We start from the raw sequence: 26,671 nt of genomic DNA on the forward strand, positions 1-26,671 counted from the left end.
GGCAGAGGCTCCGCCTATGGCTAGAGCCTCGTAGGTCGTGGCGGCAGAACCTGTTACGGCTCTTCGAGAACCATCCTGCTTCTCCCCTCACCGCCAGACTGATCGATCATGGAATTGTCCACTGCGGCGCTGCTTGCCGCCTCGGGCCTTGCGGCCGGCCTCGTCAATGCCATCGCGGGCGGCGGCACCTTTTTCACCTTCTCCGCCCTCGTCGCCGCCGGTCTCCCGCCTGTCGTCGCCAATGCGACGAGCGCCGTGGCCGTCACCCCGGCCAATCTGTCGAGCGCATGGGCCTACCGGCGCGAACTCGCCACCAATGCCCGGCGCTTTGCGGCCCTTGGAATCGTCAGCCTGATCGGCGGCCTGGGCGGCGCGTACATTCTCACCGTCACCAACAACGATGCATTCCGGCAGCTCGTGCCGTGGCTCCTGCTGTTCGCGACCCTGCTCTTTGCCGCGAGTCCGAAGATCGTGGCGCTGGCGCGCGCCATCGGCAAGCACGAGGGTGACCATCCCTCCACGAAGGCCTGGGCCGCCGGCCTCGCGTTTCAGACGGGCGTCGCCGTCTATGGCGGCTTCTTCGGCGCGGGCATGGGCATCGTGATGCTGGCGGCGCTCGCCATCACCGAGGGTGATGATTTCCACCTGATCAACTCCGCGAAGCACCTCTGCTCCACGCTCATCCAGCTTGTTGCTGTTGTATTGTTCATCGCGGCCGGGCTCGTAAGCTGGCCCGAGACGCTCGTGGTAGGGGCGGCTTCCGTGATCGGCGGTTATCTCGGCGTCGCCTTCGGCCGCCGCCTGCCGGCGAGCATCATCCGCTGGCTCGTCATCGCAGTCGGCGCAGCCCTGACACTGTATTTCTTTATCCGCTGAATTCAGTAACCATATGCGAAATAGCGTGAGGCCGGGCGGCTTTTTGCAGGGTGCTGCCCGATTCACGCCACAAGCATGCTCCTTTCTGCCAAGACTCGATTCTGAGTTCTCGCAAAAAGGAAATGACCGTGGCCGAATCCCAAAATCTGTCAGGACTCGATGGAACGCAATCGGTGAGCGCTCTCGGCCTGCGATGGGCTGCCTTGCGCGGCATGCTGAACTCGCCGCTGATCATGGTCGAGGATCAGCGCGCATTGCGGGATGAACTGCTGCGCGAGCTGGCTACCATCGAGCAGGATTTCAGCGATCTGCCGTCGCGCAGCACGATGGAGATCTCGGCGAAGCTCGACATCGCGAAGTCAGCTCTGCGGGAGCGCGTCCAGAATGGCGAAGCCTGGCTCGTCGACCTGATCGACAGCATCCAGGCCGATCTCCACTCGGTTCATGCGAAAGCCCCGACTGCGACGCAGTCTGCAACGCCTTCGGGAAGCCGTTCACCTGCCAATCTCAGCCGCCCGCAACAGCAGCAGCGCCCTGAGGAATCCACGAGTCCGGCGGCTTCGAATGCGGAAACCGGAACATCGTCGGCGGCTTGATTGAAAAACGCCGCGCCTGACGGAACCAGGCGTGGCGCATGCGTTCGAACGCGTAACGTTCCTGCGCTACACAAGACCCGGATCGATGCTGCTCCGTCTCTCGAGCCACGCGGGAACGGGCAGGTTCTTGGAGCGCAGGAAATCCGGATTGAAGAGCTTGGACTGATAGCGCGTTCCGTAGTCGCAGAGCACGGTCACAATGGTGTGCCCGGGGCCAAGCTGCTTCGCGAGGCGGATCGCACCGGCAACATTGATGCCTGACGAACCGCCCAGGCATAAGCCCTCATGCTCCAGCAGATCGAAGATGATCGGCACCGCCTCCTCGTCCGGGATCTGGAACGCGACATCGATCGGCGCGCCTTCCAGGTTTGCGGTGATGCGGCCCTGGCCGATGCCCTCCGTGATCGACGAGCCCGAGGATTTCAGCTCGCCGGTCGTGTAGTAGCTGTAGAGGGCCGCCCCCATGGGATCGGCGAGAGCGATCTTGATCTTCGAATTGCGTTCCTTCAGCGCCATGCCGACGCCGGCGAGGGTGCCCCCGGTGCCGACTGCACTGACGAAGCCGTCGACCTTCCCATCCGTCTGCTCCCAGATCTCCGGTCCTGTGGTCTCGAGATGCGCCTGCCGGTTGGCCACGTTGTCGAACTGATTGGCCCAGATGGCGCCGTTCGGCTCAGCTGCGGCCAGACGCTCCGCCAGCCGTCCCGAGACCTTCACGTAGTTGTTGGGATTGGCATAAGGAACCGCTGGCACCTCGATCAGCTCGGCGCCGGCGAGCCGCAGCATGTCCTTCTTCTCCTGGCTCTGGGTGTCCGGGATAACGATCACGGAGCGGAAGCCGAGGGCATTGGCGACAAGCGCCAGACCGATGCCCGTATTGCCTGCAGTTCCCTCAACGATGATGCCGCCCGGGCGCAGCGCGCCGCGCCTGACCGCATCCTGGATGATGAAGAGCGCGGCCCGGTCTTTCACCGACTGGCCGGGATTCATGAATTCGGCCTTGCCGAGGATCGTGCAGCCGGTGAGCTCGGACGCGCGGCGAAGCCTGATCAGGGGCGTGTTGCCGATGGCGGCGGGAACGTCGGGTTTGATCGTCATCAGGTCATACCTCGTTGCAGAGCAGGAAGGCTTCCTCACATTCCTGAGGGCCTGAACCAGGAATGCCCAGGCTTATAATCACATTATATATATGTAAATTTACTGATAATTACATATCTTGACGTTCTTTATAACGAACTCCATGTTGGCTGCGCAAGACGCATGAGGCGCCTGGCAACTCTCTTATACGCAGCTTTAGGAGCCATCATGTCCAGCTCTGCATTGGCATCGCCTTTTCCCGAAGGAAACCGCGCGAGCCTGACCATCAACGCTCCGGCTACCTTTACAGCCGCAGCCGGCATCATCGGCGGGGCGGCTCTCCTGGGCGCGATCATCAACCCGCGTCAGGCGGCCCTCTATGTGCTCGGCGCGGCCCTCGGCCTTGTGCTCTATCATGCCGCCTTCGGCTTCACCTCGGCCTGGCGCGTCTTCATCGCGGACCGCCGCGGCGAGGGCCTGCGGGCGCAGATGGTCATGCTAGCCATTGCCTCGGTGCTCTTCTTCCCGGTCCTCGCCTCGGGCACCCTCTTCGGCCAGAGCGTTGCCGGCAATGTCTCGCCGGCGGGGATCGGCGTGGTCTTCGGCGCCTTCATCTTCGGCATCGGCATGCAGATGGGCGGCGGCTGCGCTTCCGGCACGCTGTATACGGTCGGCGGCGGCTCCACCCGCATGCTGATCACGCTCGCAGCCTTCATCGCCGGATCCGCCATCGGCGCTGCTCATCTGCATTGGTGGACGGCACTTCCGAGCCTGCCTGCCATTTCGATCATCAAGGTCTGGGGACCCTGGACGGCGCTCGCCGTGCAGCTTGCCGTCTTCGTCCTCATCGCAGTCGTGACCGTGGTGGCCGAGAAGCGCCGTCATGGGCGCCTCATCACGGCCGATCCTTCGCCGCGCCAAGGTCTCGCCCGCTTCCTGCGCGGTCCCTGGCCCATCGTCGCGGGCGCGGTCGCGCTGGCGCTCTTGAACTTCGTGACGCTCTACCTCGCCGGTCGTCCCTGGGGCGTGACCTCGGCCTTTGCGCTCTGGGGCTCGAAGATCGCGGCCGTCATCGGTTTTGACGTGACGAGCTGGCCCTACTGGTCCACGCCGGCCCGCCAGGCCGAGCTCAACGGCAGCATCTTCAACGACATCACGACGGTGATGGATTTCGGCATCATCCTCGGCGCCCTGCTGGCGGCGGCTCTGGCGGGACGTTTCGCTCCGACTTGGAAGGTGCCGCTGCGCTCCGCCATTGCGGCGATCGTCGGCGGTCTGCTCCTCGGCTATGGCGCCCGCCTCGCCTATGGCTGCAACATCGGCGCGTATTTCTCCGGCATCGCCTCTGGCAGCCTGCACGGTTGGGTCTGGCTCGTCGCGGCCTTTGCGGGCAACGTGCTCGGCACTCGGGTGCGTCCGCTCTTCGGCCTCGAAGTGGAACGCGTGAAGCTCACCAGCTGCTGATAGGCAAAGAGGCTTTCCGCTCGCATCCGGAAAGCCTCTCATCCGTTGCCGCGATGCCGACGGGTGGCGGCGCCTGTCAGGCTCGCGGCTGAGGCACGATGCGCATGTAGGGCCGCGGAGCCTTCCATCCGTCCGGATAAAGTTTTTTCGCCTCATCATCCGACACGGAACCGGCGATGATGACGTCCTCGCCCTGCCGCCAGTTCACGGGGGTCGCAACCCTGTGCTTCGCCGTGAGCTGCAGCGAGTCGATGACCCGGAGCACCTCATCGAAGTTGCGGCCCGTCGTCATGGGATAGACCAGGATCAGCTTGATCTTCTTGTCAGGGCCGATGACGAAGACGTTGCGCACCGTTTGATTGTCCATCGGGGTGCGCCCTTCGGAGCTGCCGCCCGTGCTCGCCGGGAGCATTCCATAGAGCTTGGAAACCTGCAGATCGGAATCGCCGATCATGGGGTAGTTCGGAGCATTTCCCTGGGTTTCCTTAATGTCGTTCGCCCACCGCGCATGATTGTCAACGGGATCCACGCTCAAACCGATGATCTTGACGTTGCGCTGGTCGAACTCAGGCTTGATCTTGGCCATGTAGCCAAGTTCTGTCGTACAGACGGGGGTGAAATCCTTCGGGTGAGAGAAGAGCACGCACCACGAATCTCCGATCCACTCGTGAAAGCGAATACGCCCTTGTGTCGTTTCAGCCTCGAAGTCCGGTGCTACATCGCCAAGCTGGAGCGCCATGGAAACCTCCTCTCGCAGAGCATGTATCCTCAAGAACGGATGAACTATACCACAGACTTCAGGGAGCCGGCATCGGCCTTGGCACGAGGTGCTGCTATTCCGCGCTGGAGAGTCGTGAGGATTTCCCGCTCGTGCTTTCCCGCCTGGCTTGCGCGATCACGCTCATGACCGTCTCGTAGGATTGAGCTCCGGAGACGAGATAGGCCTGCGCCCCGGCCGTGACGATCAGGGCAGGAACGCCGGAAATACCGATCTGCCGCGCCAGCTGCTGATCCTCCAGAACCTGCTGCGTGTACCGGCCGCTCGCGAGAGCCTCGCGCAGATCATCCGCTTCGAGATCGACGGATCGGCCGATGTCGAGGAGAACGTCCAGGTCGGCCAGATCGCGGCCCTCTTCGAAGAAGGCCTTGAACAGGGCCCGGTTCATGGCATCCAGAAGACCCGCTCCACGGGCGAACTCGGCGGCCTCATGGGCCCTGCGGCTGCGGGGCTGGACCGGCGGCAGCTTCAGGCTGAGGCCGCGGGCCTCAGCCATCGGATAGACGGACTGGCTCCAGACCCGGTGCAGATACTCCGCGTTGGGATCGAGCGTCGGCTCCGGCTCGGGCCGCAGCTCGAAGGAACGCCAGTCGATCTCGACCTCGTCGCCAAGCTCAGCCTGGATCCTCTCCAGGACGGGTCGCTCGAGATAGCAGAACGGGCAGACATAATCGCTCCAGACCAGAATCCGGATGGGATTGTCGTCAGGCATCGGTGCGCTCCTTTCCGCCGGGGATGATCTCACCTTTCGAACCAATGCTTCAGAGTTTCGCAGATTCGTGTGACCTTCCATCTTCACTCTTCAGTGACTTGATCAGGCCGCTCAAGGCCAGGAAGTCATTCTTGCGGGTGGATGTACGGCGCCAGGCGAGGCCGACCGTGCGCGTCGGTGCCTCGTCAGGAAACTCGATGAGCGCCACCCGCTGCCGGTCGACCTCCGACTTGGCGCACAGCTCCGGAAGCAGCGTGATGCCGTGTCCGGCCGCCACCATCTGCATGATGGTGGTCAGAGAAGCGGCCCCCAGGGCCTTCCGTGCCTGCATGTTGGCGATGCGGCAGAACTGAAGCGCCTGATCGCGCAGGCAATGGCCCTCCTCCAGCAGCAGCAGGCGTTCCTGACCGATGCGCTCATGCAGATCGCAGGTGGCCCATTTCTGCACGGCCTGGCTTTGGACCGCGACGAGGAAACGGTCCTCGAACAGGGCTATGGTTTCGATCTGCGGCTGCTGGATGGGCAATGCGAGAAGAGCCGCGTCGAGGTCGCCGCGCATCAGCTCCTCGAGCAATGCGTTCGTCTGCGTCTCGCGGATCTGAAGATCCAGGGCGGGATATTGCCTTGCGATCTCCGTAAGGATGTCAGGCAGCAGGTAGGGCGCAATCGATGGAATGATCCCGAGGCGCAAGGGGCCCGTGAGCACGCCATGATGCTGATGCGCGAAATCCGACAACTCGCGCACCTGGTTCAGGATCGCTTCGGCGCGGGCTGCGATCTCCTGGCCAACCTGTGTCACGGCGACGGAGCCGCCCCGCCGCTCCAAGAGCTCCACGCCGAGCTCGCGCTCCAGCTCCTTGATCTGCATGGAAAGCGCCGGTTGCGTGACAGCGCATTGATCGGCCGCCAGGCCGAAATGCTTTGTCCGTGCCAGCGTCTCGAAATATCGTAGCTGCCTGAGGGTCACCATGCCATAAGAATATCTGATCGCATTTTGCAATCAATACAATTGGATCTTATCGCGTCTCCCCGCCATGGTGCGCGGCGCTGAATGGGGACGACCATGACAAGAACAACGACGATGACCACCACGGCCGGGGCGCCGATTGCCGACAACCAGAACAGCCTGTCCGCCGGCTCCCGCGGTCCGCTGTTGCTGCAGGATTACCAACTCATCGAGAAGCTCGCCCATCAGAACCGCGAGCGCATTCCGGAGCGCGTGGTCCATGCCAAGGGATCGGCCGGCTACGGCACGCTGACCATCACCAGCGACATCACGCAATATTCGAAGGCGAAGGTCTTCTCCGAAATCGGCAAGCAGACCGAAGTGTTCCTTCGCTTTTCCACCGTCGCCGGCGAGCGCGGCGCGGCGGACGCCGAGCGCGACGTGCGTGGCTTCGCCCTCAAGGTCTATACGGAAGAGGGCAACTGGGACATCGTCGGCAACAATACGCCGGTGTTCTTCGTGCGCGATCCGGTGAAATTCCCCGACTTCATCCGCACGCAGAAGCGCCACCCGGCGACGAACCTGCGCTCGACGACGGCGATGTGGGACTTCTGGTCTCTCAGCCCCGAGACCCTGCATCAGGTGACGATCCTGTTCTCGGATCGCGGTCTGCCCCAGGGCTACCGCTTCATGCACGGCTTCGGTTCGCACACCTATTCGTTCATCAACGAGGCCGGTGAACGCTTCTGGGTGAAGTTCCACTTCAAGTCCATGCAGGGCATCAAGACCTGGACGAACCGCGAGGCCGAGACCATCATCGCCAAGGACCGCGAAAGCGCCCAGCGCGATCTCTACGAAGCGATCAAGGGAGGCGATTTCCCGCGCTGGAAGTTCTGCGTCCAGATCATGCCCGAGACGGACGCGGAAAAGACTGCCTACAATCCGTTCGACGTGACCAAGGTATGGCCGCATGCGGAATATCCGCTGATCGAGGTTGGCGTGCTCGAGCTCAACCGCAATGCGCAGCATTACTTCGCCGAGGTCGAGCAATCCTCGTTCTCGCCGTCCAACATCGTGCCCGGCATCGGCTTCTCGCCGGACAGGATGCTGCAGGGCCGCATCTTCGCCTATGCGGACGCGCATCGCTACCGCGTCGGCACCCATTACGAGGCGCTGCCCGTCAACCGCCCACGCTGCCCGGTGCATCACTACCATGCCGACGGCGGCATGCTGTTCGACATCCCGGACCGCGGAAACGCCTATTACGAGCCGAACTCCTTCAACGGTCCGGTGCAGACGCCCCGCGCCGCGGAGCCGCCGCTCAAGATCTCGGGCGATGCCGACCGCTACGATCACCGCGCCGGCAACGACGACTACAGGCAGCCGGGCGACCTGTTCCGCCTTATGACGCCGGACGAGCAGGGCCGGCTCATGGACAACATCGCGGAGGCGATGCGGGGCGTACCGGAGGAGATCGTGAAGCGCCAGATCGTCCACTTCTATCTCGCCGACAAGGCCTATGGCCTCGGCGTGGCGGACCGCATGGGCCTCAAGGGCGCAGTGATGATCCAGGCTGCGGAATAACAAAAATCCGTAGGGGCAAAGCGAGTGGCTCGGGAGAAATCCCGGGCCGTTTTTCGTTGTGTCACGCCACTGGCATTCCGGGGCGCCGAAGGCGAGCCCGGAATCCATAACCACGACGGCTCAAGAGAAGATGAGCGGCGTTGCACCTCTATCTGCAATTTTAGCGGTTATGGATTCCGGGCTCCGCTCGCGCGGCCCCGGAACGACTGCGGATGCAATTCTCAAACCAACCCCTCACCTTGCAAAAACGGATTGGTCTGCCTCTCCTGCCCGATGGTACTCATGGGGCCGTGACCGCAGATGAAGGTGATGTCGTCGCCGAGCGGCAGGAGCTTGTGCTTGATCGAGCGGATCAGTGCCTTGCCGTCTCCGCCCGGCAAATCGGTGCGTCCGACGGAGCCCTGGAACAGCACGTCGCCCACCAGGGCAAAGCGCTGATCTTTCGACACGAGAACGACGCTGCCGGGTGAATGGCCGGGGCAATGCAGCACGTCGAGAGTGAGATCGCCGACGCTCACCGTGTCGCCTTCGTTCAACCAGCGGTCCGGTGTCACGGGACGTGCTTCGAAGCCATACGCCCGTCCCTGTTCGGCGAGACGCTGCAGAAGAAAATCGTCGGCCTCGTGCGGCCCCTCGACCGGAACACCGAGTTCTTCGCGCAATTCGGCGGCGCCGCCCGCGTGATCGATGTGGCCATGGGTGAGGATGATCTTCTCGATGGTGACCCCGCTTTGCGCGATGGCTTGGCGGATGCGCTCGAGATCGCCGCCGGGATCGATCACGGCGGCCTTCTTCGTTGTCTCGGACCACAGCAGCGTGCAGTTCTGCTGGAAGGGGGTCACGGGAATGATGGCGGCGCGAATGTCGGGCACAAGGGAATCCTTCCTGTCGTCGGGATGAGACATAAGCGTCGAATACGGAACTGGGAAGCCTTAAGGCTTCCCAGCCCGCTTCACTTGACCTCGCGTCGCCCCGGTTCACATAGTCCCTCATCGAATCACAAGCGAGGACACGAGCATGGAAACCAGGGCCGCCGTGGCATGGGAGGCTGGCAAGCCGCTCACCATCGAGACCATCCGCATCGAGGGACCCAAGGCCGGCGAAGTGCTCGTGGAGGTGATGGCGACGGGCGTGTGCCACACCGACGCCTACACGCTCTCGGGTCTCGATTCCGAGGGCAAGTTCCCGGCGATCCTCGGCCATGAGGGCGCGGGCATCGTGCGCGAAGTCGGCCCCGGCGTGACGACGCTCAAACCCGGCGATCACGTGATCCCGCTCTACACGCCCGAGTGCCGCAGCTGCAAATCCTGCCTGTCGCGCCGGACCAATCTCTGCACGGCCATCCGGTCAACGCAGGGCCAGGGCCTGATGCCGGACGGCACCAGCCGGTTCCGCTGCGATGGCGAGACGGTGTTCCACTATATGGGCTGCTCGACCTTCGCGAACTTCACCGTGCTGCCGGAGATCGCATTGGCCAAGGTGCGCGAGGACGCGCCCTTCGACAAGATCTGCTACATCGGCTGCGGCGTGACCACCGGCATCGGTGCGGTGATCTACACCGCGAAGGTGTGGCCCGGCGCGAACGTCGTGGTGTTCGGCCTCGGGGGCATCGGCCTCAACGTGATCCAAGGCGCCCGCATGGTCGGTGCCGACAAGATCATCGGCGTCGATATCAACCCGGCCAAGGTCGCGATGGCGAAGAAGTTCGGCATGACCGACTTCATCAATCCGAAGGAGGTCGGCAACGACAAGGTCGTGCAGGCGATCGTCGATCTCACGGGCGGCGGCGCGGATTTCTCGTTCGATGCCACCGGCAACACGGACGTGATGCGTCAGGCGCTCGAATGCTGCCACCGCGGCTGGGGCGAGAGCATCATCATCGGCGTGGCGGAGGCCGGCAAGGAGATCGCCACCCGTCCGTTCCAACTCGTCACCGGCCGCGTCTGGAAGGGAACGGCCTTCGGCGGTGCGCGTGGGCGCACGGACGTGCCGAAGATCGTGGACTGGTACATGGAGGGAAAGATCAACATCGACGACCTGATCACCCACACCATGCCGCTCGACGAGATCAACACCGCCTTCGATCTGATGCACGAGGGCAAGTCGATCCGCTCGGTCATCGTCTATTGATCAGGGAACAGAGCATTGAGTTTCGAGACCGTCTCGCAATCCCGCTGCTTCGGCGGCACGCAGTTCGTCTACCGCCATGTTTCACGGGAGACCGGCACGCCCATGCGGCTGGCGGTCTTCGTGCCGCCGCAGGCGAAAGATGCGAAGGTGCCTGTCCTGTGGTTTCTCTCCGGACTGACATGCACGGAGGAGAACTTTACCGTGAAGGCGGGCGCTCAGCGGGTGGCTTCGGAACTCGGCCTGATGCTGATCGCTCCCGACACCAGCCCGCGCGGCGAGGGCGTGCCCGACGATCCGGACGGCGCTTACGATTTTGGCCTCGGCGCCGGCTTCTACGTGGATGCGGTTGAGGGGCCCTGGGCGAGGCACTACCGCATGCGCTCCTATATCGAGCAGGAGCTGCCGGAACTTGTCGCCGACACTCTGCCGGCGGACATGAGCCGGCAGGGCATCACCGGCCATTCCATGGGCGGGCATGGGGCGCTCACCATTGCGTTGCGCAACCCCGGCCGATTCAAGGCCGTCTCGGCCTTCGCGCCCATCGCTTCGCCGATGAATTGCCCCTGGGGCGAGAAGGCCCTGTCGAACTATATCGGCCCCGATCGGTCGGCCTGGCGCGACTACGATGCCTGTGCCCTGATCGAGGACGGCGCCCGCCTGCCCGACCTCCTGGTCGATCAGGGCACCGCCGATAGTTTCCTGGACAGCCAGCTCAAGCCCCAGCTGCTGGAGGAGGCCTGCGCCAAGGCCGGCCAGCCCCTGATCCTGCGCCGTCAGGAGGGTTACGACCACTCCTACTTCTTCATCGCCACCTTCATCGAGGATCACCTGCGCTGGCATGCCGAGCGGCTTGGTCTCTGATCGGGTTCATCCTTTCCGGAACAGCTCTGGGTGCCGGAGCTGGAGGGCCTGGACAAGGGCAAGGGTTTTCATATCGGCGATGGCGCCCTGCTCCATCAATCCCATGAGCTCGCCGATGCCGATCTCCAACACCTCGATCTCCTCGTGCTCATCAGCGAGCCCGCCGCCCTCACCCACCCGGTCGGCGGCGGTGTAGGGGGCCAGGAACAGGTGCAGGCGCTCCGTGGTCATGCCGGGGGCCGACCAGGCCTTTCCCACCGGCTCCAGCGTCCGAACCCGCAGGCCAGCCTCCTCCATGGTCTCGCGACGGGCACAAGTCTCCGCGTCGTCCTTGTCGAGCAGGCCCGCCACCGCCTCCAGGAAATCGGCATGTCCCTCCACATGCATGACGGGCGCTCGGAACTGCCGGATCAGGATGACCTTGCGCTGTTCCGGATTATAGGGAAGCACGGCCGCCGCATCGGCGCTGTTGAGAACCTCCCGCGCCATGGTTCGGCCGTCCGGCATCTGGACCGTCAGCTTGAGAAGCTTGCGCCAGCCCTCGTAGAGGGTTTCGACCTGCTTGATCTTGTAGCCTGCCACGTCCTGCTCTTTCCTGCTTTTGCGATTTTCACCCTATGACAACACGCAAAACGCTCAAGTTATCCCTCGCCTCATGGTGAAGCTTAAGGGCAGGTTCGTGCGTTAAGGGCAGGACATATAAGGAGAGTGGCGTGCTCGAGGATCTGGTTTCCGCCATCAGGACAAAGCAGGCGATCCTGTTCGCCGGAGCGGGCGTTTCCATGACCGTGGGCCTGCCCTCCTGGAGCACCCTGATCGAGCACATCGCCGACGAGCTGAACATCGACCTCTCCGACTTCAGGGGAACGGATCTCAACCACCTGACGCTTGCGGAATATTACCGGCTTAAGCAGGGCAGCATTGGCCCCTTGCGCAGCTGGATGGACCGGAACTGGAGCATTCCCGAGGAGACCCTGAAGAAGTCCCGCGTCCACGAGCTCATCTGCAAGCTCGACTTTCCGATCGTCTACACCACGAATTTCGACCGCAACCTGGAGACCGCCTATGACCTGCACGGCAAGAATTATGTGAAGATCGTCAACGCCAAGGACATCGCGCGCATCCGCGAGGGCATTTCGCAGATCGTGAAATACCATGGCGACTTCGACGACGACGGCTCCATCGTCATCGCAGAAACCGATTACCTCGAGCGGTTGTCCTTCGAATCACCCCTCGACATCAAGTTCCGCTCGGATTCGCTGGGCAAGACCATCCTGTTCATCGGCTACAGCATGACGGATCTCAACATCCGCTTCCTGATGCACCGGCTCTGGAAGACCTGGGCTGGATCGGGCTACGAGCGCGACCGTCCGCAATCCTACGTATTCATGCTGCGGGCCAATCCGGTCGAGCAGGCGGTCCTGGAGCAATGGGGCCTGCAGGTGCTGATGGAGAAGGAGTGTCCGCCGGAGAAGGCGCTGGAAAAGTTCCTCGCCAAGCTCAGCAAAGCCGTCGAGAAGGACGATGACGGTGTCTGATTGGCACCGGCACCGCCTTGTGCCAATGTGCCCGCCTTTCGCATATCTCAAGATGATTTCATGGCCGAAGCACAAAAACCCCGTCTCTCGCTACGCGACGTCCTGACCGACGGGCGCATTGCGCTCATGCTGCCCTTAGGGTTTTCCTCGGGTCTGCCATTCCTCCTCGTCTTCAGCACGCTCTCGGCCTGGCTGCGGGAGGCAGGGATCTCGCGGACCGAGATCGGCATGCTGAGCTGGGTGGCCCTGGCCTATTCCTTCAAGTTTCTCTGGGCGCCCATCGTCGATCGCTACGATGTGCCGGGTCTCGCGAATCTTCTCGGACGGCGTCGCGGCTGGATGGCGCTCTCCCAGATCGTCACGGCGCTCGGCCTCGTCGGCATTGCGCTGAGCAATCCGCAGACCAGCCTCCCTCTCACCATTGCCTCGGCGCTCCTCGTCGCCTTCGCCTCGGCCACGCAGGACGTGGTGGTCGATGGCTGGCGCATCGACGTGGCCTCCACCGAGCGCCAGGGCATGATGGCCGCCTCCTACCAGCTCGGCTACCGGCTGGCTCTCATCTGCGCGGGCGCAGGCGCGCTCTACATCGCGGAGTTCATGAGCTGGCGCAGCGCTTATTTTGCCATGGCCGTTCTCATGGGCGTCGGGCTCGTCGGCACGCTCCTGGCCCCACGCGGCAACGAGAGCGCTGCGCGCGAGCGGCTCCCCTTCAGCGCGGCGATCATCGAGCCGCTCACCGATCTCTTTCGGCGCAAGGGGCTGATCCTCATCCCCATCCTCGCGCTCATCGCCTGCTTCCGCCTGCCGGATTTCGTCGCCGGCGTCATGGCGAACCCGCTCTACATCGACCTCGGCTTCTCCAAGACCGACATCGCCGATGTGTCGAAGCTCTATGGCATCTGGGTCGGCATCGCCGGCGCCTTCGCGGGCGGCCTGGCGCTGACACGGCTCGGCCTGTGGTGGACGCTGCTGGTCGGCGCCGTGATCGCCGCCTCGTCGAACCTGATGTTCGCTTGGCTTGCTTTCGAGGGAGCCGACAAGCTCCTGTTCATCCTCTCGATCAGCATCGACAATTTCGCCTCGGGCTTCGCTGGCTCTGCTCTCATTGCCTATATGTCGGGCCTGACCTCGCCGGGATTCGCCGCCACGCAATATGCGCTGCTCAGCTCGCTCTACGCCCTGCCGGGCAAGCTCATCGGCGGTGCCTCCGGCGCTGTGGTGGATGCCTATGGCTATCCGCTCTTGTTCACAGCCACGGCCAGTATCGGCATCCCCCTGGTGATCCTGTGCTTCGTGGTGCGTCGGGATACCATGAAGACGGTCGCCAAGAGGGATGCGGAACTGGACGACACCGCGCCCGCCGTCGCTGCCGGGTCACGGGCATAAGCTCAAACAGTCATCCCGGGGCTGCGCAGCAGAGCCCGGGATCGTTGGACCAGAATGGCGCCTCATCTTGATAGCGACCCCGGCTCTGGCTCTGCTCGGCCGGGATGACGGATCATAGATCTGCAATCAAACCCAGCCACCATCCACGAGGTAGGTCTGCGCCGACATGGCGCTGGAATCGTCAGAGCCTAGGAACAGCGTGAAGTTGGCGATGTCCTGCGGCACGAGCTTGCGCTTCACACACTGGCGCTTGAGCAGTTCCTTCTCGCCTTCTGGAGTCAGCCAGAGATCGATCTGGCGCTGGGTCATGATCCAGCCCGGCACCACGCAGTTGACGCGGATGTTCCTGTCTCCGAGCTCCCGTGCCAGCGCGCGGGTGAGGCCCACCACGGCGGATTTCGCAGTCTTGTAGGCTGCGAAGGCATCGTCGCTCACCATGTAGCTCGTCGAGCCCATGTTGATGATCGAGCCGCCGCCCGCCTTCACCATGTCCGGCAGCACGGCCTGCGCTGCGAAGAACTGGTGGTCGAGATTGGTGGCGAAGCGCTCGCGCCAGTATTCCGGCGTCACCTGGTCGATGGTGTGGCGGTCGTCGCGCGCCGCGTTGTTGACGAGGATCGTGATCGGCCCGACCGCCTCGCTCGCGCGCCGAATCGCCGCCTGAAAAGCGGGGATGTCGCGCACGTCGCTATGCTCAAAGTGAACATCCTTCCCAAGCTCCTTCGCCAGGGCTTGGCCGGCCTCGGCGTTGTAGTCGAGGATGGCGACCTTACTTCCTTGCGCATGGAACGAACGCACAATGCTTTCGCCGATGCCGCTCGCGCCGCCGGTGATGAGAACGGTCTTGCCCTTCAGGGAGCCGTAAATGGTCTGGGTCATGAAACTCTCTTCTCGATGTCAATAAAGCGCTCTAAGAGACGCGCCGGCTCGCAGCCGGTCAACTCGCCCCCGGCCCCGGTGTTGCTCCCGGCGGACACTTGCCGAGAATGATCATGCCGAGCACCTCGTCCTGTGTCACGTCCTGCACGTTGGCGGAGCCCACGAGCTTGCCGTTCTTCATCACGCTGACCCTGTCGGCGAGGCCGAACACGTCGTGGATATCGTGGCTGATGAGGAAGATGCCGATGCCCTCCTTCTTCAGCTGCAGCACGAGGTCGGCCACCTGCTGCGTCTCGGCAGGCCCGAGCGCCGCCGTCGGCTCGTCCATGATGAGCACCCGGGCGTTGAAGTAGATCGCGCGCGCAATCGCCACCGACTGACGCTGGCCGCCCGAGAGTGCCTTCACCGGTTCCTTGAAACGGCGGAAATGCGGGTTGAGACGCGCCATCACGTTGCGCGTCTCGGCCTCCATCGTCGCATCGTCGAGGGTGCCATAGGGCGTGAGCACCTCGCGGCCGAGGAAGATGTTGCCGGCCGCATCGATATTGTCGGCGAGCGCCAGCGTCTGATAGATCGTCTCGATCCCATAGCGCTTGGCATCGCGCGGCGTCGAGATGTCGGCATGCGCGCCGTTCACGTAGATCTCGCCCGCATCCGGCTTGTAGGCGCCGGAGAGAATCTTGATCAGGGTCGACTTGCCGGCGCCATTGTGGCCGAGCAGGCCCACCACCTCGCCGGGACGAAGATCGACGGACACCCCGTCCACGGCCTTGATGCCGCCGAAGGCGATGGAGATGTTGCGCATCTCGACGAGAGGCGTCGTTCCATTCGTTTGCATGATGCGCTAATCCTTACTTGATGCGGCGGCGATAGAGGCTGTCGACCCAGACCGCCAGGACGAGCACAGCGCCAACGACGATGTTCTGCAGGGGCGTATCGACGCCGAGCAGCACCATGCCCGATTGCAGCGACTGCATGACGAGGGCGCCCAGCATGGCGCCGGCAATGGTGCCAATGCCGCCGGCAAGCGACGTGCCACCGATGACCGCGGAGGCGATCACGTAGAGCTCGTCGAGGCTGCCCGCCGCATTCGTCGCCGCGTTGAGGCGCGCGGTCGAGATGCAGGCAGAGATGCCGCAGAGCAGGCCCATGAGGCCGAACACCTTCATGAGGGTCCAGCGGGTGTTGATGCCCGACAGCTCCGCCGCCTCCGGATTGCCGCCGATGGCGAAGACGTAGCGGCCGAAGCGCCGGCGCGTGGCGATGAAGGTCATGATCAGGCCGACCACGACGGCGATCAGGACCGGCAATGCGACACCGTGCGGAATGAACAGCCCGCCCTCGGGCCATGCGATGCCGTTGGCTTCCGCCCAGCGGCGCGCCGTGCCGGCGGGAAGCGGATAGGCGTTGACGATGGCGGCGGCACCGAGCACGGCGACGCAGGCGACAACGGCGATGACCGCATCGGCCCAACCGGGCCGCACCGGGAAACCGAAGCGCAGGCGCCGCCGGCGCGCGAAGCCTAGCGCAATGACGATCAGGCCGCAGGCGAGCGCTGCGATGACCCATGTGACGGTGGCGCCGAGCGCGCCTTCCACGCCGCCGCCGAAGGCCTTGAAGCGCGTGTCCATGGGCGCGATGGTCTGCCCCGCCGTGACCCACCAGGCCGCGCCGCGCCACACCAGCAGGCCGCCGAGGGTGACGATGAAGGAGGGAATGCCGAGATAGGCGATGAGCCAGCCCTGGAAGAGGCCGATCAGCCCGCCGACCGTGACGGCGATCAGCACCGCAAGCGGCGCGGTGAGCCAATGCTCGAGCCCGAGATAGGCCGGCAGCCACTGTACCTGCGCGACGCCGATGATCATGCCGGTGACGCCGAGGATCGCACCCACCGACAGGTCGATGTTGCGGGTGACGATCACGAGCACCATGCCGGTGGCCATGATCGCCACGGAGGCGGTCTGGACCGACAGGTTCCAGAGATTGCGCGGGGTGAGGAACACGCCGCCGGAGAGGAGATCGAAGCCGATCCAGATGACCGCGAGCGCTGCCAGCATGCCGAGCATGCGGACATCGATCTCGAGCTTCGAGAGGAGCGAGCCGGACGCGGCGCTCGGCGGCGGGGCGGTGCTGGCAACGGGTGCGGTCATGGGAGTGGCTCGTTTGGAGAAGCGTCATTCCGGGGCCGCAAAGCGGAGCCCGACCCGGAGGGCCGCGCCGCAAGCGTGGAAATCCATAGCCGCTAGCAATGCAGGATGAAGCACAAAGGTCCGTGCATCGTCCTGAACCGTAGTGTTTATGGATTCCGGGCTCGCGCCAGAGGCGCGCCCCGGAATGACAGTGTTGGATCAGTTGCAGGCCTTCACACTGCCTGCCTTCACGCCCTGGCAGACCACCTCCTTGGAAGCCCAGCCGGCATTGATGACCACGTCGAGATTGTCCTTCGTGACCGCGACAGGGGTCAGGAAGAGAGCGGTCATGGTCTGCTTCTTCGGGCCAAGGTTCCATGGCTTCGCGCCTTGGATCTCGCTGAGCTTCTTGCCGCCGGCGAGCTGGATGGCGATCTCCGCGGCATTGCGGCCGAGTTCACGGGCGTCTTTGAACACCGTCACGGTCTGCGTGCCGAGCGCCACGCGGTTGAGCGCCGCCTTGTCGGCGTCCTGGCCCGACACCGGCACGGTGCCGGCCAACCCTTGAGCCGCGAGGGCCGCGATGGCGCCGCCTGCGGTGCCGTCATTGGCGGCGATCACCGCGTCGATCTTGTTGTTGTTCTTGGTCAGGAACTGCTCCATGTTCCGCTGCGCGTTGGCAGGGAGCCAGCCGTCGGTATAGGCCTCGCCGACATTCTTGATCTTGCCGGAAGCCATGGCGGGCTTGAGAACTTCCATCGAGCCCTGGAACAGGAAGTTGGCGTTCGGATCCGAGCCCGAGCCCTTGATGAAGGCGTAGTTGCCCTCGGGCTTGACCTTCAGAACCTCGCGAGCCTGGAGGCGACCGACCTCGACGTTGTCGAAGGTGAGATAGAAGGCCTGCGGGATCTCGATGAGGCGGTCGTAGCCCACGACTGCGATGCCTTCGGCCACGGCCTTCTCCACCGCGGGACGAACCGCATCGGCATCCTGCGCCAGAACGATCAGCGCCTTGGCGCCGCGGGAGATCAGGCTCTCGATGTCGGTGAGCTGCTTGGCAGGCGAGGACTGGGCATCGGCCGAGACATAGGTGCCGCCTGCCTTCTCGACGGCGGCCTTGATGGCGGCCTCATCCGTCTTCCAGCGCTCTTCCTGAAAGTTCGACCAGCTGACGCCGACCACCGGGCCCTTGCCTTGGGCGAAGGCGGCCCCGGCGGAGAGCGCCAAGGCGGCAAGGGAGATGAGAACGTGTTTCTTCGATACCATTGGTTCCTCCTGATCGGCGTCCCTCGGGGGTTCAAGGCGCCGGGCACATGGCAGCTGTCGGACCCAGGCGGATCGACGGACGTGGCTCAACCTGCCATGCATTATTGTTCGAGCGCGGAAATAATTATCCCGAGACAATCCACCTTCAAGCTCCCCTTTCTAATATTTTGGTCTGATATTCAGCACGCACCGATTTGTTTTATTCGTACTGTGAATAAACTACGGCCATGAGCATGCTTCCACTCTCGTCTCGTGAATCCGCCCGACGGCGCCTGCTCGATGCCTTGCGCCGGGAGGGGCCTCTGGCGCGCGTGGAGATCGGCCAGCATCTCGGCATGAGCCCGGCGACGGTCTCGGAGCTGACGGCAAGCCTGATCGACGAGGGCATCCTGATGGCGGAGGACAGCGCCGATCAGAGCCCGGGCCTGATGCGGGGGCGGCCCAAGACCCGCCTTTACTTCGCCGAGACCCTGGGGTCGGTCGTCGGGGTCTGGACGGGCTTCAACCGGATCGAGCTGCGGCTCGTGGACAGCGCCGGACGCACCCGGGCGAGCCGCCATGTGGAGCGCCGCCTGCGCAATCTCGAAGCCGAGGAGCTGATGGATGTGCTGGCCCAGACCATCGCCACTTTTGCCGAGGAGAGCGGCGCCCGCGACGTGAAGGCCGTGGGCCTCGCCTGCCAGGGCTATGTGGACACCCGCGACGGGATCGTGGCCTGGAGCCCGGTGCTCGGCACTCGCGACCTCCCCCTGGCGTCGGGCCTCAGCCAGCGTCTCGGCAAGCCGGTTCTCATGGAAAACGATGCCAGCGCCATGGCCTTCGCCATCGCACAGCGCAATGCCGACCTGCGCTCCGGCCGCACCGCCTGCCTGATGGTGGGCGACGGCGTGGGCCTCGGCTTTCTCATCCAGGGCGAGCTCTATCGCGGGGCGCGCTTCGGCGGCTCCGAGTTCGGCCATGTGCGCCTGCGGCGGAGCGGCCCGCAATGCCGCTGCGGCGGGCGCGGTTGCATCGAGGCCTATCTCGCCGATTATGCCCTGCACCGGGACGCGCAGCTTATCGACCACCGCCCAGCCCCGACCCTGCTGCTGCCGAGCGAGGAGGCCATGAGCGACATCGTGGGCCAGGCCCGCGCGGGCGATCCCGCCCTCCTCAACCTGTTTCATGCGGCCGGCGAGGTTTTGGGCGACGCGGTCGGCATCCTGATCCAGACGCTGGAGCCCGACCACATCGTGATCTGCGGCCCCGGCACGCGCGCCATGGACCTGCTGCGCCCGTCGTTCGAGTCCGCGCTCGAATCCCAGACCATTCCGGAACTGCGCGCGCTCGCCACCATCCACGTGGTGGAATCCTCCATGGACCTGCTGACGGAAGGCGTGGTGATGCAGGCCCTGCGCGACCTCGACCTCGACCTCGCGCGGCTGAAGGCGGCGTGAGAGTTTCACGACGGAGCGGGCCCCATCCTTGAGCCCTCATCCTGAGGAGCCTGCGGAGCAGGCGTCTCGAAGGATGCTTCCAGAGAGTACGGAATCCTCCTTCGAGACGGATTGCTGGCGCAATCCGTCTCAGGATGAGGTGAAAAGAACGAGGCTGACAAGAACACGGCTGTGCCTCAGCACAACGAAAATGCCGCCCGGCTTGCGCAGGGCGGCATGACTTTTAAGTCTTCGTCTTTCGTTTAGATGACGAAGAAGTCGTTGTGAGTCAGGGGAAGGTTCTTGGTCAGAGTTGCGATTTTCACCTGAGCCTTCGATCCTGTGCCGTCCTGATCGTAGTAGAGTGCGCCGGTCTTCTTGTCATAGATGATCCGGTCCTCCCGATCCTGCGCCTTCGTCGCCTTCACGAACATGTCCGAGCCGAACTTCTTCGGCTTGGACGCCGTGCCGGAGCCCAGCTTGGTGAAGTATTTGTTATCCAGGTGGAAGCTGTCATCGCGCACGTTGAAGTCGAGGATGCGGTCGACGTTGCTGCTCTTGTTGAGCTTGGTGTCGAACACGAAGGTGTCCTTGCCGGCTCCGCCCCGCAGCAGGTCGTTGCCGAGGCCGCCATAGATCTTGTTGGCTCCGGCATTGCCGGTGATCACATTGGCGAAGTTGCTGCCCTTGAGCTGAAGAGCGTTGCCGCCGATAGCGTACAGATACTCCACCTCGGTGCCGGCCCCCATGTTGAAGTTGACGGAGGCATAAACCGTATCGATGCCGCCGCCTGGCACTTCCACCACGTAGTCGCCGAGATCGTTGGCGTAATAGGTGTCGTTGCCGGTTCCGCCCTCCATGGCATCGATGCCGGTGCCGCCGTCGATCAGGTCGTCGCCAGCACCGCCGAAAAGAGCGTCGTTGCCACCAAGGCCGGAGAGGACGTCGTTGCCGCCCAAGCCATCGATCCTGTTGCTGGCATCGTTGCCGGTCAGCGCGTTGGCAACCTCGCTGCCGGTCAACGTGGTGGCCACCGTGCTCACATCCAGGCGGATGTTCTCGATGTTGGCGAAGTCGCTTTGGTGCGTCAGGACGAAGTCGCTGGTGATCACCACGGTATCGGTGCCTTGCCCGGCATGCTCGACGATGCGATCACCCGCAGCGACATAGTAGGTGTCGCTGCCGGTCCCGCCCTCCAGGATATCGGCGCCGGCACCGCCGACCAACACGTCATCGCCGGCTCCCCCTTCCAGGGTATCGGTACCAGCGTCACCGTTCAGCACGTCGTTGCCGCCTTCGCCCTTAAGACGATTGGCGATCTCGTTGCCAATCAGCGTGTCGCCAGAGCCTGAACCGATCAGGCCTTCGATGGATGAGAACGTGTCTCCGGCGACAGTGCCGGTCCCGCCGGCCGGCAGGGCGATCGTGACGGAAACGGTGGAACTGGCATAGCTTGCATAGTCAAAGCCTTCACCACCGTTGAGATCATCCGCACCGGCCCCGCCGTCTAAAGTATCAGAGCCATTCCATCCTGCGAGTGCGTCATTCCCGTCGCCGCCGAAAAGAGCATTATCATCGGTGTTAGTGCCCTGCAGGGTATCGTTGAATTTTGATCCTATCAGCCCCTTGATCGAAACCTTTCCTTCGTACATGCCATAAGTGTCGCCTGCTGCCTCGCCCCTGTTCTGGGACGCATCCCAAAGGACGGCAGCAACAGCTTCGGTAGCCCCTGCATAGGAGGCAAAGTTATCCCCAGCATCACCCTCCAGCCGATCGGCGCCAGCGCCACCTTGCAGCGTATCGTTGTCGGCATTGCCGAAGAGCTGATCAGCACCAGCACCACCGATGATCAAATCATTGCCGGCGAAGCCATAGATCTCGTCGTCGAGGATGGCGTTCTGCTTCTCCCCGGTCCAGCCGATCAGAACGTCGTCGTAGTTCGTTCCGCTCAAGGCCTCGATCTCGATATAGGTGTCGCCCTTGGCTTCATTGGTATTCTGCGATGCATCCTCAAGGCTGACCGTGACGCCGATGCCGGCGGTGGAGTATTCGTAGGTCAGATAATCGCGACTGTCGCCGCCCTCGAAATAATCCGCGCCTGCACCGCCATAAAGGAGATCCGAACCGCCAGCCCCTTTGAGGGTGTCATTGCCATTGAAGCCCTTGATCGTGTCGTTGCCGTCATTGGCCCAGAACTGGTTATCGTTCGCGTCACCCTCCAGCAGGTCATTGAAGGTCGAGCCGTCGATGACCTCGATGCCGTCATAGCTGTCGCCGGCGGCATATCCGGTGTTATCCGCGATCTTGTGCATGAAGACCTTTACGGCCGCATCGGCGTCGGCATAGGTGGCCGTGTCTTTGCCGGCACCGCCTACGAGGCTATCGCCCCCTGCGCCACCGATGAGATGATCATCTCCAGCGCCGCCTAGAAGCGTATCCTTTCCGTCATTCCCGTAGAGTTGATCACCGCTGTGTTCAGTCCCGACGTAGTAGTCGTTCTTAGCCGTGCCTTGGACGTTGACCTTGACGAGACGTGGATCAACAATGGCTGAGGATACGTCCTGCTGGCTGCGCGTCCAGTCTTCCCAAGCCACAGACAGACGTCCGTCGGCCATTTCTGTGATCGTGGGCTGGCGAAAACCGTTAGGACCGTCGAGGGTCAAGGGATTGTTATTCTCGTTGCCGCTGTTGCCATTGGCATCCATGACCTTCAGAAGGATTTTGGGTGTGAAGGTCGTGTCGGAATACGTGACGGCAATTCGGCCACCGCGGATTGCAGTGACATTGAAGTGACCCTCAAACGTATAAGCGTCGTTCGTGATTACGATGTCGCTGCCTGAGCCGATGCGAACACCGTCTTGGTTATAGAATCCGGCAACAAGGTTTTTACCTTGGGACTTGACAACGGCAAATTGTCCGTTGGGGACACCATTGGCATCCTTCAAGGCGACAACCTGCGATCTATCTCCAGCTCCCACATTTACCAATGTGCCAAGGGCGCCCGTATTACCGGTCAATGTAAAAGTTCTAAAATAAATGTTGTCGCCTTCACCATACGAGTAAACGTACTTGTTAGATGCAATCTGATTGATACTCGGGTAGTCAACTATCGAATCCCCATCATGGAGCACGTAGGGGCTGTTGTTCGTCAGCGAGCCATCGGCAGCATGCGCCTGGAAATAGACGAAGTTGTTCTTTGTGTAGATGCTCACGAAGCCGCCATCCATTTTGGATGACACAGAGGCCAGCTCTGAAGCACCGGTGACGTTCGTTGTTACCGTTCTGACATCGCCACCGCTGTAGCTACCATCGTCTTTGAGGGTAAAAACACGGGTCTTCAGCGTGCCATTGGTGACCGCACCCGCATTCCAGCTGACGACGAAGCTGCCATCGGTTCCGATAGCTTGGATGTCCAGATTGTTCCCTGGCGTGTTCTCAGTATCGATGGAGTAAACTGCACCATCAGTGTTGCCACCACCGTCATAAACCTGGAATTTCAGCTGATTGGCTTCACGCCATCCCACGACATAACCGCCATTCGGCAGGTAAGCGATCGAGGGCCGATCAGCATATTGTCCAGAGACTTCGCCGAGTCGGACATCGTATTTGGCTTTCCAGATTGCGAATGTCATGGTCACTCCTCCAATTGTTCAATCTTTGGCTGTTTAGCAACAGAATCACGCCAGGCCTGGCTGGGCTGCCCTGGTAAATGATCCAACGTTATGTTGCAAGAATATAGCGTTAAAAGTTTAACCGGAGGTGTTCTGCCGCACATGGCGGGCTCCAGCGGCCAATTCTCTATTGATTCCGTTAGGTTACACCCCAAGGGAAGCCGAGGATCGTCGCCTGGCGTGGAGCTCGCGGTGAGGTGATATGTAGCGGGACGGTAAGCCCGGGCCGGGTTTCGCCACCCCATAGCCATCCGCACCGGGAGCCGCTATTTCTTGCCATAAAGCAGCCTCACCAGCCCCCGAGACCCGATGCCCTCCTCCCGTCCTGTCCAAGCCGGCGATCACGTGTTTCTCGTCGACGGCTCGTCCTTCATCTTCCGGGCCTATTTCCAGTCCATGAACCAGGACCAGAAGTACAATTCCCGCTCCTCGGACGGGATGCCCACGGGCGCCGTGCGGCTCTTCGTGTCCAAGCTTCTGCAGTTCATGCGCGACGGGGCGGCGGGGCTCAAACCCACGCATCTGGCCATCGTGCTCGACAAGTCCGAGGGCTCGTTCCGCAAGGAGCTCTACGAGGATTACAAGGGCCACCGGCCCGATGCGCCGGAGGACCTGAAGGTCCAGATGCCGATCATGCGCGAGGCGATCCGGGCCTTCGGGCTCGAGCCTGTGGAGCTGCAGCGCTACGAGGCGGACGATCTCATCGCCACCTATACCCAGCAGGCGAAGGCGCGCGGGGCGGACGTGCTCATCATCTCCTCCGACAAGGATTTGATGCAGCTCGTGGGGCCCAAGGTCTGCTTCTACGATTTCGAATCGGGCTCCAAGGGCAAGCCCGGCTACCGGCCCGAGCGGAATCTCGATGAGGCCGCCGTCATCGAGAAGTGGGAGGGCATCCCGCCGGAAAAGATCGGCGACGTGCTGGCGCTCATGGGCGACACCTCGGACAACGTGCCGGGCGTGCCCGGCATCGGGCTCAAGACCGCAGCCCAGCTCATCAAGGAATACGGCGATCTCGAAACGCTGCTGGAGCGCGCGGGCGAGATCAAGCAGCCCAAGCGCCGCGAGACGCTGATCGCCAACACGGAATCGGCGCGCCTGTCGAAGAAGCTCGTGACTCTCGACTGCGAAGCGCCCGTGCCGGTGCCCCTCGACGAGCTGCGCGTGCCGAACCCCGATCCGAAGACGCTGGTCGGCTTCCTCAAGGCCATGGAGTTCTCGACCCTGACCCGGCGCGTGGCGGAGCTCTACGAGGCCGATCCGTCAGCGATCCCACCCGACCCGCGCCTCATGCCCGGCGGCGAGGCGATCCGCTGGACCGGCAACGGAACCGGCGTGACGGCGCCCACCGACGATGCGGTGCCCTTCTTCGACAAGGCCGACGCGGCCTCGGGCGAGGTCGATCCCTTCGCAGGCCTCGACCTGCCAGAGACCGCAACCCTCCGCAAGCCCGTCGAGGGCCTCGGCACGCCCTCGCAGCTGGCCGGCACGCGCGCGACGGAGGCCTCCTCGGCTCCCATCGACGTCACATCTTATGAGACCGTCACCAGCCTGGAGCGCCTGAAGGAATGGGTTGCCCTAGCCCGGGAGCAGGGCTATGTGGCCGTCGATACGGAGACGAGCGATCTCGACGCCAACCGCGCCGATCTCGTCGGCTTCTCGCTCGCTGTGGAGCCGGGCAAGGCGTGTTACGTGCCGCTGCAGCACCGTGATGAATCCGATCTCTTCGGCGGCGGCCTCGTCAAGGGCCAGATTCCCATCACAGATGCCCTCGACGTGATCCGCCCGCTTCTGGAGGATCCTTCAGTCCTCAAGATCGGCCAGAACATGAAATACGACTGGATCGTGTTCGAGCGCCACGGCATCGAGGTGCACCCTTATGACGACACGATGCTGATCTCCTACGTGCTTGATGCCGGAAAAGGCTCGCACGGCATGGACGAGCTCTCGCGCCGCCATCTCGGCCACTCGCCGATCACCTTCTCGGATGTCGCCGGCACGGGCCGGAACAAGGTGACCTTCGACAAGGTCGAGATCTCCAAGGCCACGGCCTATGCGGCGGAGGATGCGGACGTTACCTTACGCCTCTGGCATGTGCTGAAACCCCGCCTTGTCTCGGAGCGCCGCGCAACGGTCTACGAGACGCTGGAGCGCCCGATGGTCGACACGCTGGCGCGCATGGAGATGCGCGGCATCATGGTCGACCGGCAGATCCTGAGCCGCCTCTCGGGCGATTTCTCGCAATCCCTCGCACGCCTCGAGGACGAGATTCACGAGATGGCGGGCGAGAAGTTCTCGCTTGGGAGCCCGAAGCAGATCGGCGACATCCTGTTCGGCCGCATGGGCCTGCCCGGCGCCAAGAAGACGCCCTCCGGCCAATGGGCGACGCCCGCGACGCTGCTCGACGAGCTAGCGCAGGCCGGCCACGAGCTGCCGGCCAAAATCCTCGAATGGCGTCAGCTCTCTAAGCTGAAGTCGACCTATACGGACACGCTGCAGGAGCACATGAACCCTGAGACCAAGCGGGTGCACACCTCGTTCTCGCTGGCCTCTACCACGACGGGGCGGCTTTCGTCGTCGGATCCCAACCTGCAGAACATCCCGATCCGCACGGAAGCGGGCCGCAAGATCCGCAAGGCCTTCGTGGCGCAGGAAGGCCACAAGATCATCTCGGCGGACTACAGCCAGATCGAGCTGCGCCTGCTGGCCCACATCGCCGACATCCCACAGTTGCAGGAAGCGTTCGCCAATGGCGTCGACATTCACGCGGCGACCGCATCCGCCATGTTCGGCGTGCCCCTCGACCAGATGACGGGCGACCTGCGCCGCCAGGCCAAGACCATCAATTTCGGTATCATCTACGGCATCTCGGCCTTCGGCCTCGCCGTGCGCCTCGGCATCGGCAACCAGGAGGCCTCCACCTTCATCAAGCAGTATTTCGAGCGCTTCCCCGGCATCCGCACCTATATCGACGACACGAAGAAGTTCGTGCGCGAGAAGTCCTACGTGACAACCCTGTTCGGGCGCGTCTGCCACTACCCGCAGATCAGGTCCGGCAACCCGTCCGAGCGCGCGGGGGTGGAGCGCCAGGCGATCAACGCGCCGATCCAGGGCACCGCCGCCGACATCATCCGCCGCGCCATGATCCGCATGGAGGATGCGCTCAAAGCCGAGCGCCTCTCCGCCCGCATGCTGCTGCAGGTGCACGACGAACTGGTCTTCGAGGTGCCGGACGATGAGGTCGAGGCCAGCTTGCCCGTGATCTCGCGCGTGATGACCGAAGCCCCCTCCCCGGCCGTGTCGTTGAAAGTGCCGCTGGCCGTGGACGCCCGCGCCGCGCAGAACTGGGATGAGGCGCATTAG

21 protein-coding genes are annotated in these 26,671 nt (G+C 63.2%); 10 read left to right on the forward strand and 11 right to left on the reverse strand.

Going from position 1 to position 26,671, the window contains the following annotated elements; genetic code table 11:
• The first annotated feature begins 108 nt into the window (after nt 1-108).
• Together ILT44_RS02865 and ILT44_RS02870 are read left to right on the forward strand one after the other, a co-directional pair.
• Nucleotides 109-876: a sulfite exporter TauE/SafE family protein gene (locus ILT44_RS02865; RefSeq protein ID WP_204238055.1), complete on the forward strand. Its 768-nt coding sequence runs from the start codon at nt 109-111 to the stop codon at nt 874-876.
• A gap of 128 nt (nt 877-1,004) precedes the next feature.
• Nucleotides 1,005-1,472, forward strand: a complete 468-nt coding sequence (locus ILT44_RS02870; protein WP_204238056.1) for a hypothetical protein — start codon at nt 1,005-1,007, stop codon at nt 1,470-1,472.
• Between the two features lie 66 nt (nt 1,473-1,538).
• On the opposite strand, the gene ILT44_RS02875 is transcribed toward ILT44_RS02870, so the two are convergent.
• Nucleotides 1,539-2,570 (reverse strand): cysteine synthase A, encoded by a 1,032-nt coding sequence (locus ILT44_RS02875; RefSeq protein WP_204238057.1) that lies wholly within the window; start codon nt 2,568-2,570, stop codon nt 1,539-1,541.
• A gap of 207 nt (nt 2,571-2,777) precedes the next feature.
• Between ILT44_RS02875 and ILT44_RS02880 the strand changes: the two genes are divergently transcribed.
• A complete protein-coding gene (locus ILT44_RS02880) occupies nt 2,778-4,013 on the forward strand; it encodes a YeeE/YedE family protein (RefSeq protein ID WP_204238058.1) in 1,236 nt (411 codons plus the stop codon).
• 76 nt (nt 4,014-4,089) lie between these two features.
• Here the strand turns inward: ILT44_RS02880 and ILT44_RS02885 are convergent, their stop codons facing one another.
• The 3 genes from ILT44_RS02885 to ILT44_RS02895 form a co-directional block, all read right to left on the reverse strand.
• Nucleotides 4,090-4,752, reverse strand: a complete 663-nt coding sequence (locus ILT44_RS02885; RefSeq protein ID WP_204238059.1) for a peroxiredoxin — start codon at nt 4,750-4,752, stop codon at nt 4,090-4,092.
• A gap of 94 nt (nt 4,753-4,846) precedes the next feature.
• Nucleotides 4,847-5,503 (reverse strand): DsbA family oxidoreductase, encoded by a 657-nt coding sequence (locus ILT44_RS02890; protein ID WP_204238060.1) that lies wholly within the window; start codon nt 5,501-5,503, stop codon nt 4,847-4,849.
• Between the two features lie 49 nt (nt 5,504-5,552).
• Nucleotides 5,553-6,473, reverse strand: coding sequence for a LysR substrate-binding domain-containing protein (locus tag ILT44_RS02895; protein ID WP_204238061.1), 921 nt, complete (start codon nt 6,471-6,473; stop codon nt 5,553-5,555).
• Nucleotides 6,474-6,566: 93 nt separating this feature from the next.
• Here ILT44_RS02895 and ILT44_RS02900 point away from each other — a divergent pair, with 93 nt between their 5' ends.
• Complete coding sequence (locus tag ILT44_RS02900) at nt 6,567-8,033, forward strand: catalase (protein ID WP_204238062.1); 1,467 nt, start codon at nt 6,567-6,569, stop codon at nt 8,031-8,033.
• A gap of 221 nt (nt 8,034-8,254) precedes the next feature.
• Here the strand turns inward: ILT44_RS02900 and ILT44_RS02905 are convergent, their stop codons facing one another.
• The gene (locus ILT44_RS02905) at nt 8,255-8,938 is read right to left on the reverse strand and encodes an MBL fold metallo-hydrolase (RefSeq protein WP_372441121.1); all 684 of its coding nucleotides are present in this window, start codon (nt 8,936-8,938) and stop codon (nt 8,255-8,257) included.
• A gap of 112 nt (nt 8,939-9,050) precedes the next feature.
• Between ILT44_RS02905 and ILT44_RS02910 the strand changes: the two genes are divergently transcribed.
• Nucleotides 9,051-10,163, forward strand: coding sequence for an S-(hydroxymethyl)glutathione dehydrogenase/class III alcohol dehydrogenase (locus tag ILT44_RS02910; protein WP_204238063.1), 1,113 nt, complete (start codon nt 9,051-9,053; stop codon nt 10,161-10,163).
• A 15-nt stretch (nt 10,164-10,178) separates the two neighbouring features.
• The gene (gene fghA / locus ILT44_RS02915) at nt 10,179-11,024 is read left to right on the forward strand and encodes an S-formylglutathione hydrolase (RefSeq protein ID WP_204238064.1); all 846 of its coding nucleotides are present in this window, start codon (nt 10,179-10,181) and stop codon (nt 11,022-11,024) included.
• A gap of 6 nt (nt 11,025-11,030) precedes the next feature.
• On the opposite strand, the gene ILT44_RS02920 is transcribed toward fghA, so the two are convergent.
• Nucleotides 11,031-11,606, reverse strand: coding sequence for an NUDIX domain-containing protein (locus ILT44_RS02920; protein WP_204238065.1), 576 nt, complete (start codon nt 11,604-11,606; stop codon nt 11,031-11,033).
• 131 nt (nt 11,607-11,737) lie between these two features.
• On the opposite strand from ILT44_RS02920, the gene ILT44_RS02925 reads away from it, so the two are divergent.
• Both ILT44_RS02925 and ILT44_RS02930 read left to right on the forward strand, forming a co-directional pair.
• On the forward strand, nt 11,738-12,562 hold the full coding sequence (locus tag ILT44_RS02925; RefSeq protein ID WP_204238066.1) for an SIR2 family NAD-dependent protein deacylase: 825 nt from the start codon (nt 11,738-11,740) through the stop codon (nt 12,560-12,562).
• 60 nt (nt 12,563-12,622) lie between these two features.
• Nucleotides 12,623-13,948 (forward strand): AmpG family muropeptide MFS transporter, encoded by a 1,326-nt coding sequence (locus tag ILT44_RS02930; RefSeq protein ID WP_204238067.1) that lies wholly within the window; start codon nt 12,623-12,625, stop codon nt 13,946-13,948.
• A gap of 126 nt (nt 13,949-14,074) precedes the next feature.
• Here the strand turns inward: ILT44_RS02930 and ILT44_RS02935 are convergent, their stop codons facing one another.
• The 4 genes from ILT44_RS02935 to xylF all read right to left on the reverse strand — a co-directional run bounded on the left by ILT44_RS02935 (nt 14,075) and on the right by xylF (nt 18,222).
• The gene (locus ILT44_RS02935) at nt 14,075-14,827 is read right to left on the reverse strand and encodes an SDR family NAD(P)-dependent oxidoreductase (RefSeq protein WP_204238068.1); all 753 of its coding nucleotides are present in this window, start codon (nt 14,825-14,827) and stop codon (nt 14,075-14,077) included.
• 58 nt (nt 14,828-14,885) lie between these two features.
• A complete protein-coding gene (locus tag ILT44_RS02940; RefSeq protein ID WP_204238069.1) occupies nt 14,886-15,665 on the reverse strand; it encodes an ATP-binding cassette domain-containing protein in 780 nt (259 codons plus the stop codon).
• A gap of 13 nt (nt 15,666-15,678) precedes the next feature.
• Nucleotides 15,679-16,977 (reverse strand): sugar ABC transporter permease, encoded by a 1,299-nt coding sequence (locus tag ILT44_RS02945; RefSeq protein ID WP_204238070.1) that lies wholly within the window; start codon nt 16,975-16,977, stop codon nt 15,679-15,681.
• A gap of 198 nt (nt 16,978-17,175) precedes the next feature.
• Entirely contained in the window at nt 17,176-18,222 is a 1,047-nt protein-coding gene (xylF, locus tag ILT44_RS02950; protein ID WP_204238071.1) for a D-xylose ABC transporter substrate-binding protein, read from the reverse strand.
• Between the two features lie 227 nt (nt 18,223-18,449).
• Here xylF and ILT44_RS02955 point away from each other — a divergent pair, with 227 nt between their 5' ends.
• The gene (locus ILT44_RS02955; RefSeq protein WP_204238072.1) at nt 18,450-19,658 is read left to right on the forward strand and encodes an ROK family transcriptional regulator; all 1,209 of its coding nucleotides are present in this window, start codon (nt 18,450-18,452) and stop codon (nt 19,656-19,658) included.
• 242 nt (nt 19,659-19,900) lie between these two features.
• Here ILT44_RS02955 and ILT44_RS31605 read toward each other — a convergent pair whose 3' ends face one another.
• Nucleotides 19,901-23,269 carry a calcium-binding protein gene (locus tag ILT44_RS31605; protein WP_204238073.1) on the reverse strand — a complete coding sequence of 1,123 codons (3,369 nt, stop codon included), beginning with the start codon at nt 23,267-23,269 and terminating at the stop codon, nt 19,901-19,903.
• A 348-nt stretch (nt 23,270-23,617) separates the two neighbouring features.
• Here ILT44_RS31605 and polA point away from each other — a divergent pair, with 348 nt between their 5' ends.
• The gene (polA, locus tag ILT44_RS02965; protein WP_204238074.1) at nt 23,618-26,671 is read left to right on the forward strand and encodes a DNA polymerase I; all 3,054 of its coding nucleotides are present in this window, start codon (nt 23,618-23,620) and stop codon (nt 26,669-26,671) included.

The sequence above is a fragment of the Microvirga arvi genome, from assembly GCF_016892765.1.
Taxonomy (GTDB): Bacteria; Pseudomonadota; Alphaproteobacteria; order Rhizobiales; family Beijerinckiaceae; genus Microvirga; species Microvirga arvi.

What these genes read in the sequence shown, in the direction of transcription:
- ILT44_RS02865 (WP_204238055.1), top strand. Translation starts at nt 109, where the DNA reads ATGGAATTGTCCACTGCGGCGCTGCTTGCCGCCTCGGGCCTTGCGGCC.
- ILT44_RS02875 (WP_204238057.1), bottom strand. Translation starts at nt 2,570, where the DNA reads ATGACGATCAAACCCGACGTTCCCGCCGCCATCGGCAACACGCCCCTG.
- ILT44_RS02880 (WP_204238058.1), top strand. Translation starts at nt 2,778, where the DNA reads ATGTCCAGCTCTGCATTGGCATCGCCTTTTCCCGAAGGAAACCGCGCG.
- ILT44_RS02885 (WP_204238059.1), bottom strand. Translation starts at nt 4,752, where the DNA reads ATGGCGCTCCAGCTTGGCGATGTAGCACCGGACTTCGAGGCTGAAACG.
- ILT44_RS02890 (WP_204238060.1), bottom strand. Translation starts at nt 5,503, where the DNA reads ATGCCTGACGACAATCCCATCCGGATTCTGGTCTGGAGCGATTATGTC.
- ILT44_RS02895 (WP_204238061.1), bottom strand. Translation starts at nt 6,473, where the DNA reads ATGGTGACCCTCAGGCAGCTACGATATTTCGAGACGCTGGCACGGACA.
- ILT44_RS02900 (WP_204238062.1), top strand. Translation starts at nt 6,567, where the DNA reads ATGACAAGAACAACGACGATGACCACCACGGCCGGGGCGCCGATTGCC.
- ILT44_RS02905 (WP_372441121.1), bottom strand. Translation starts at nt 8,938, where the DNA reads ATGTCTCATCCCGACGACAGGAAGGATTCCCTTGTGCCCGACATTCGC.
- ILT44_RS02910 (WP_204238063.1), top strand. Translation starts at nt 9,051, where the DNA reads ATGGAAACCAGGGCCGCCGTGGCATGGGAGGCTGGCAAGCCGCTCACC.
- ILT44_RS02930 (WP_204238067.1), top strand. Translation starts at nt 12,623, where the DNA reads ATGGCCGAAGCACAAAAACCCCGTCTCTCGCTACGCGACGTCCTGACC.
- ILT44_RS02935 (WP_204238068.1), bottom strand. Translation starts at nt 14,827, where the DNA reads ATGACCCAGACCATTTACGGCTCCCTGAAGGGCAAGACCGTTCTCATC.
- ILT44_RS02940 (WP_204238069.1), bottom strand. Translation starts at nt 15,665, where the DNA reads ATGCAAACGAATGGAACGACGCCTCTCGTCGAGATGCGCAACATCTCC.
- ILT44_RS02945 (WP_204238070.1), bottom strand. Translation starts at nt 16,977, where the DNA reads ATGACCGCACCCGTTGCCAGCACCGCCCCGCCGCCGAGCGCCGCGTCC.
- xylF (WP_204238071.1), bottom strand. Translation starts at nt 18,222, where the DNA reads ATGGTATCGAAGAAACACGTTCTCATCTCCCTTGCCGCCTTGGCGCTC.
- ILT44_RS02955 (WP_204238072.1), top strand. Translation starts at nt 18,450, where the DNA reads ATGAGCATGCTTCCACTCTCGTCTCGTGAATCCGCCCGACGGCGCCTG.
- ILT44_RS31605 (WP_204238073.1), bottom strand. Translation starts at nt 23,269, where the DNA reads ATGACATTCGCAATCTGGAAAGCCAAATACGATGTCCGACTCGGCGAA.
- polA (WP_204238074.1), top strand. Translation starts at nt 23,618, where the DNA reads ATGCCCTCCTCCCGTCCTGTCCAAGCCGGCGATCACGTGTTTCTCGTC.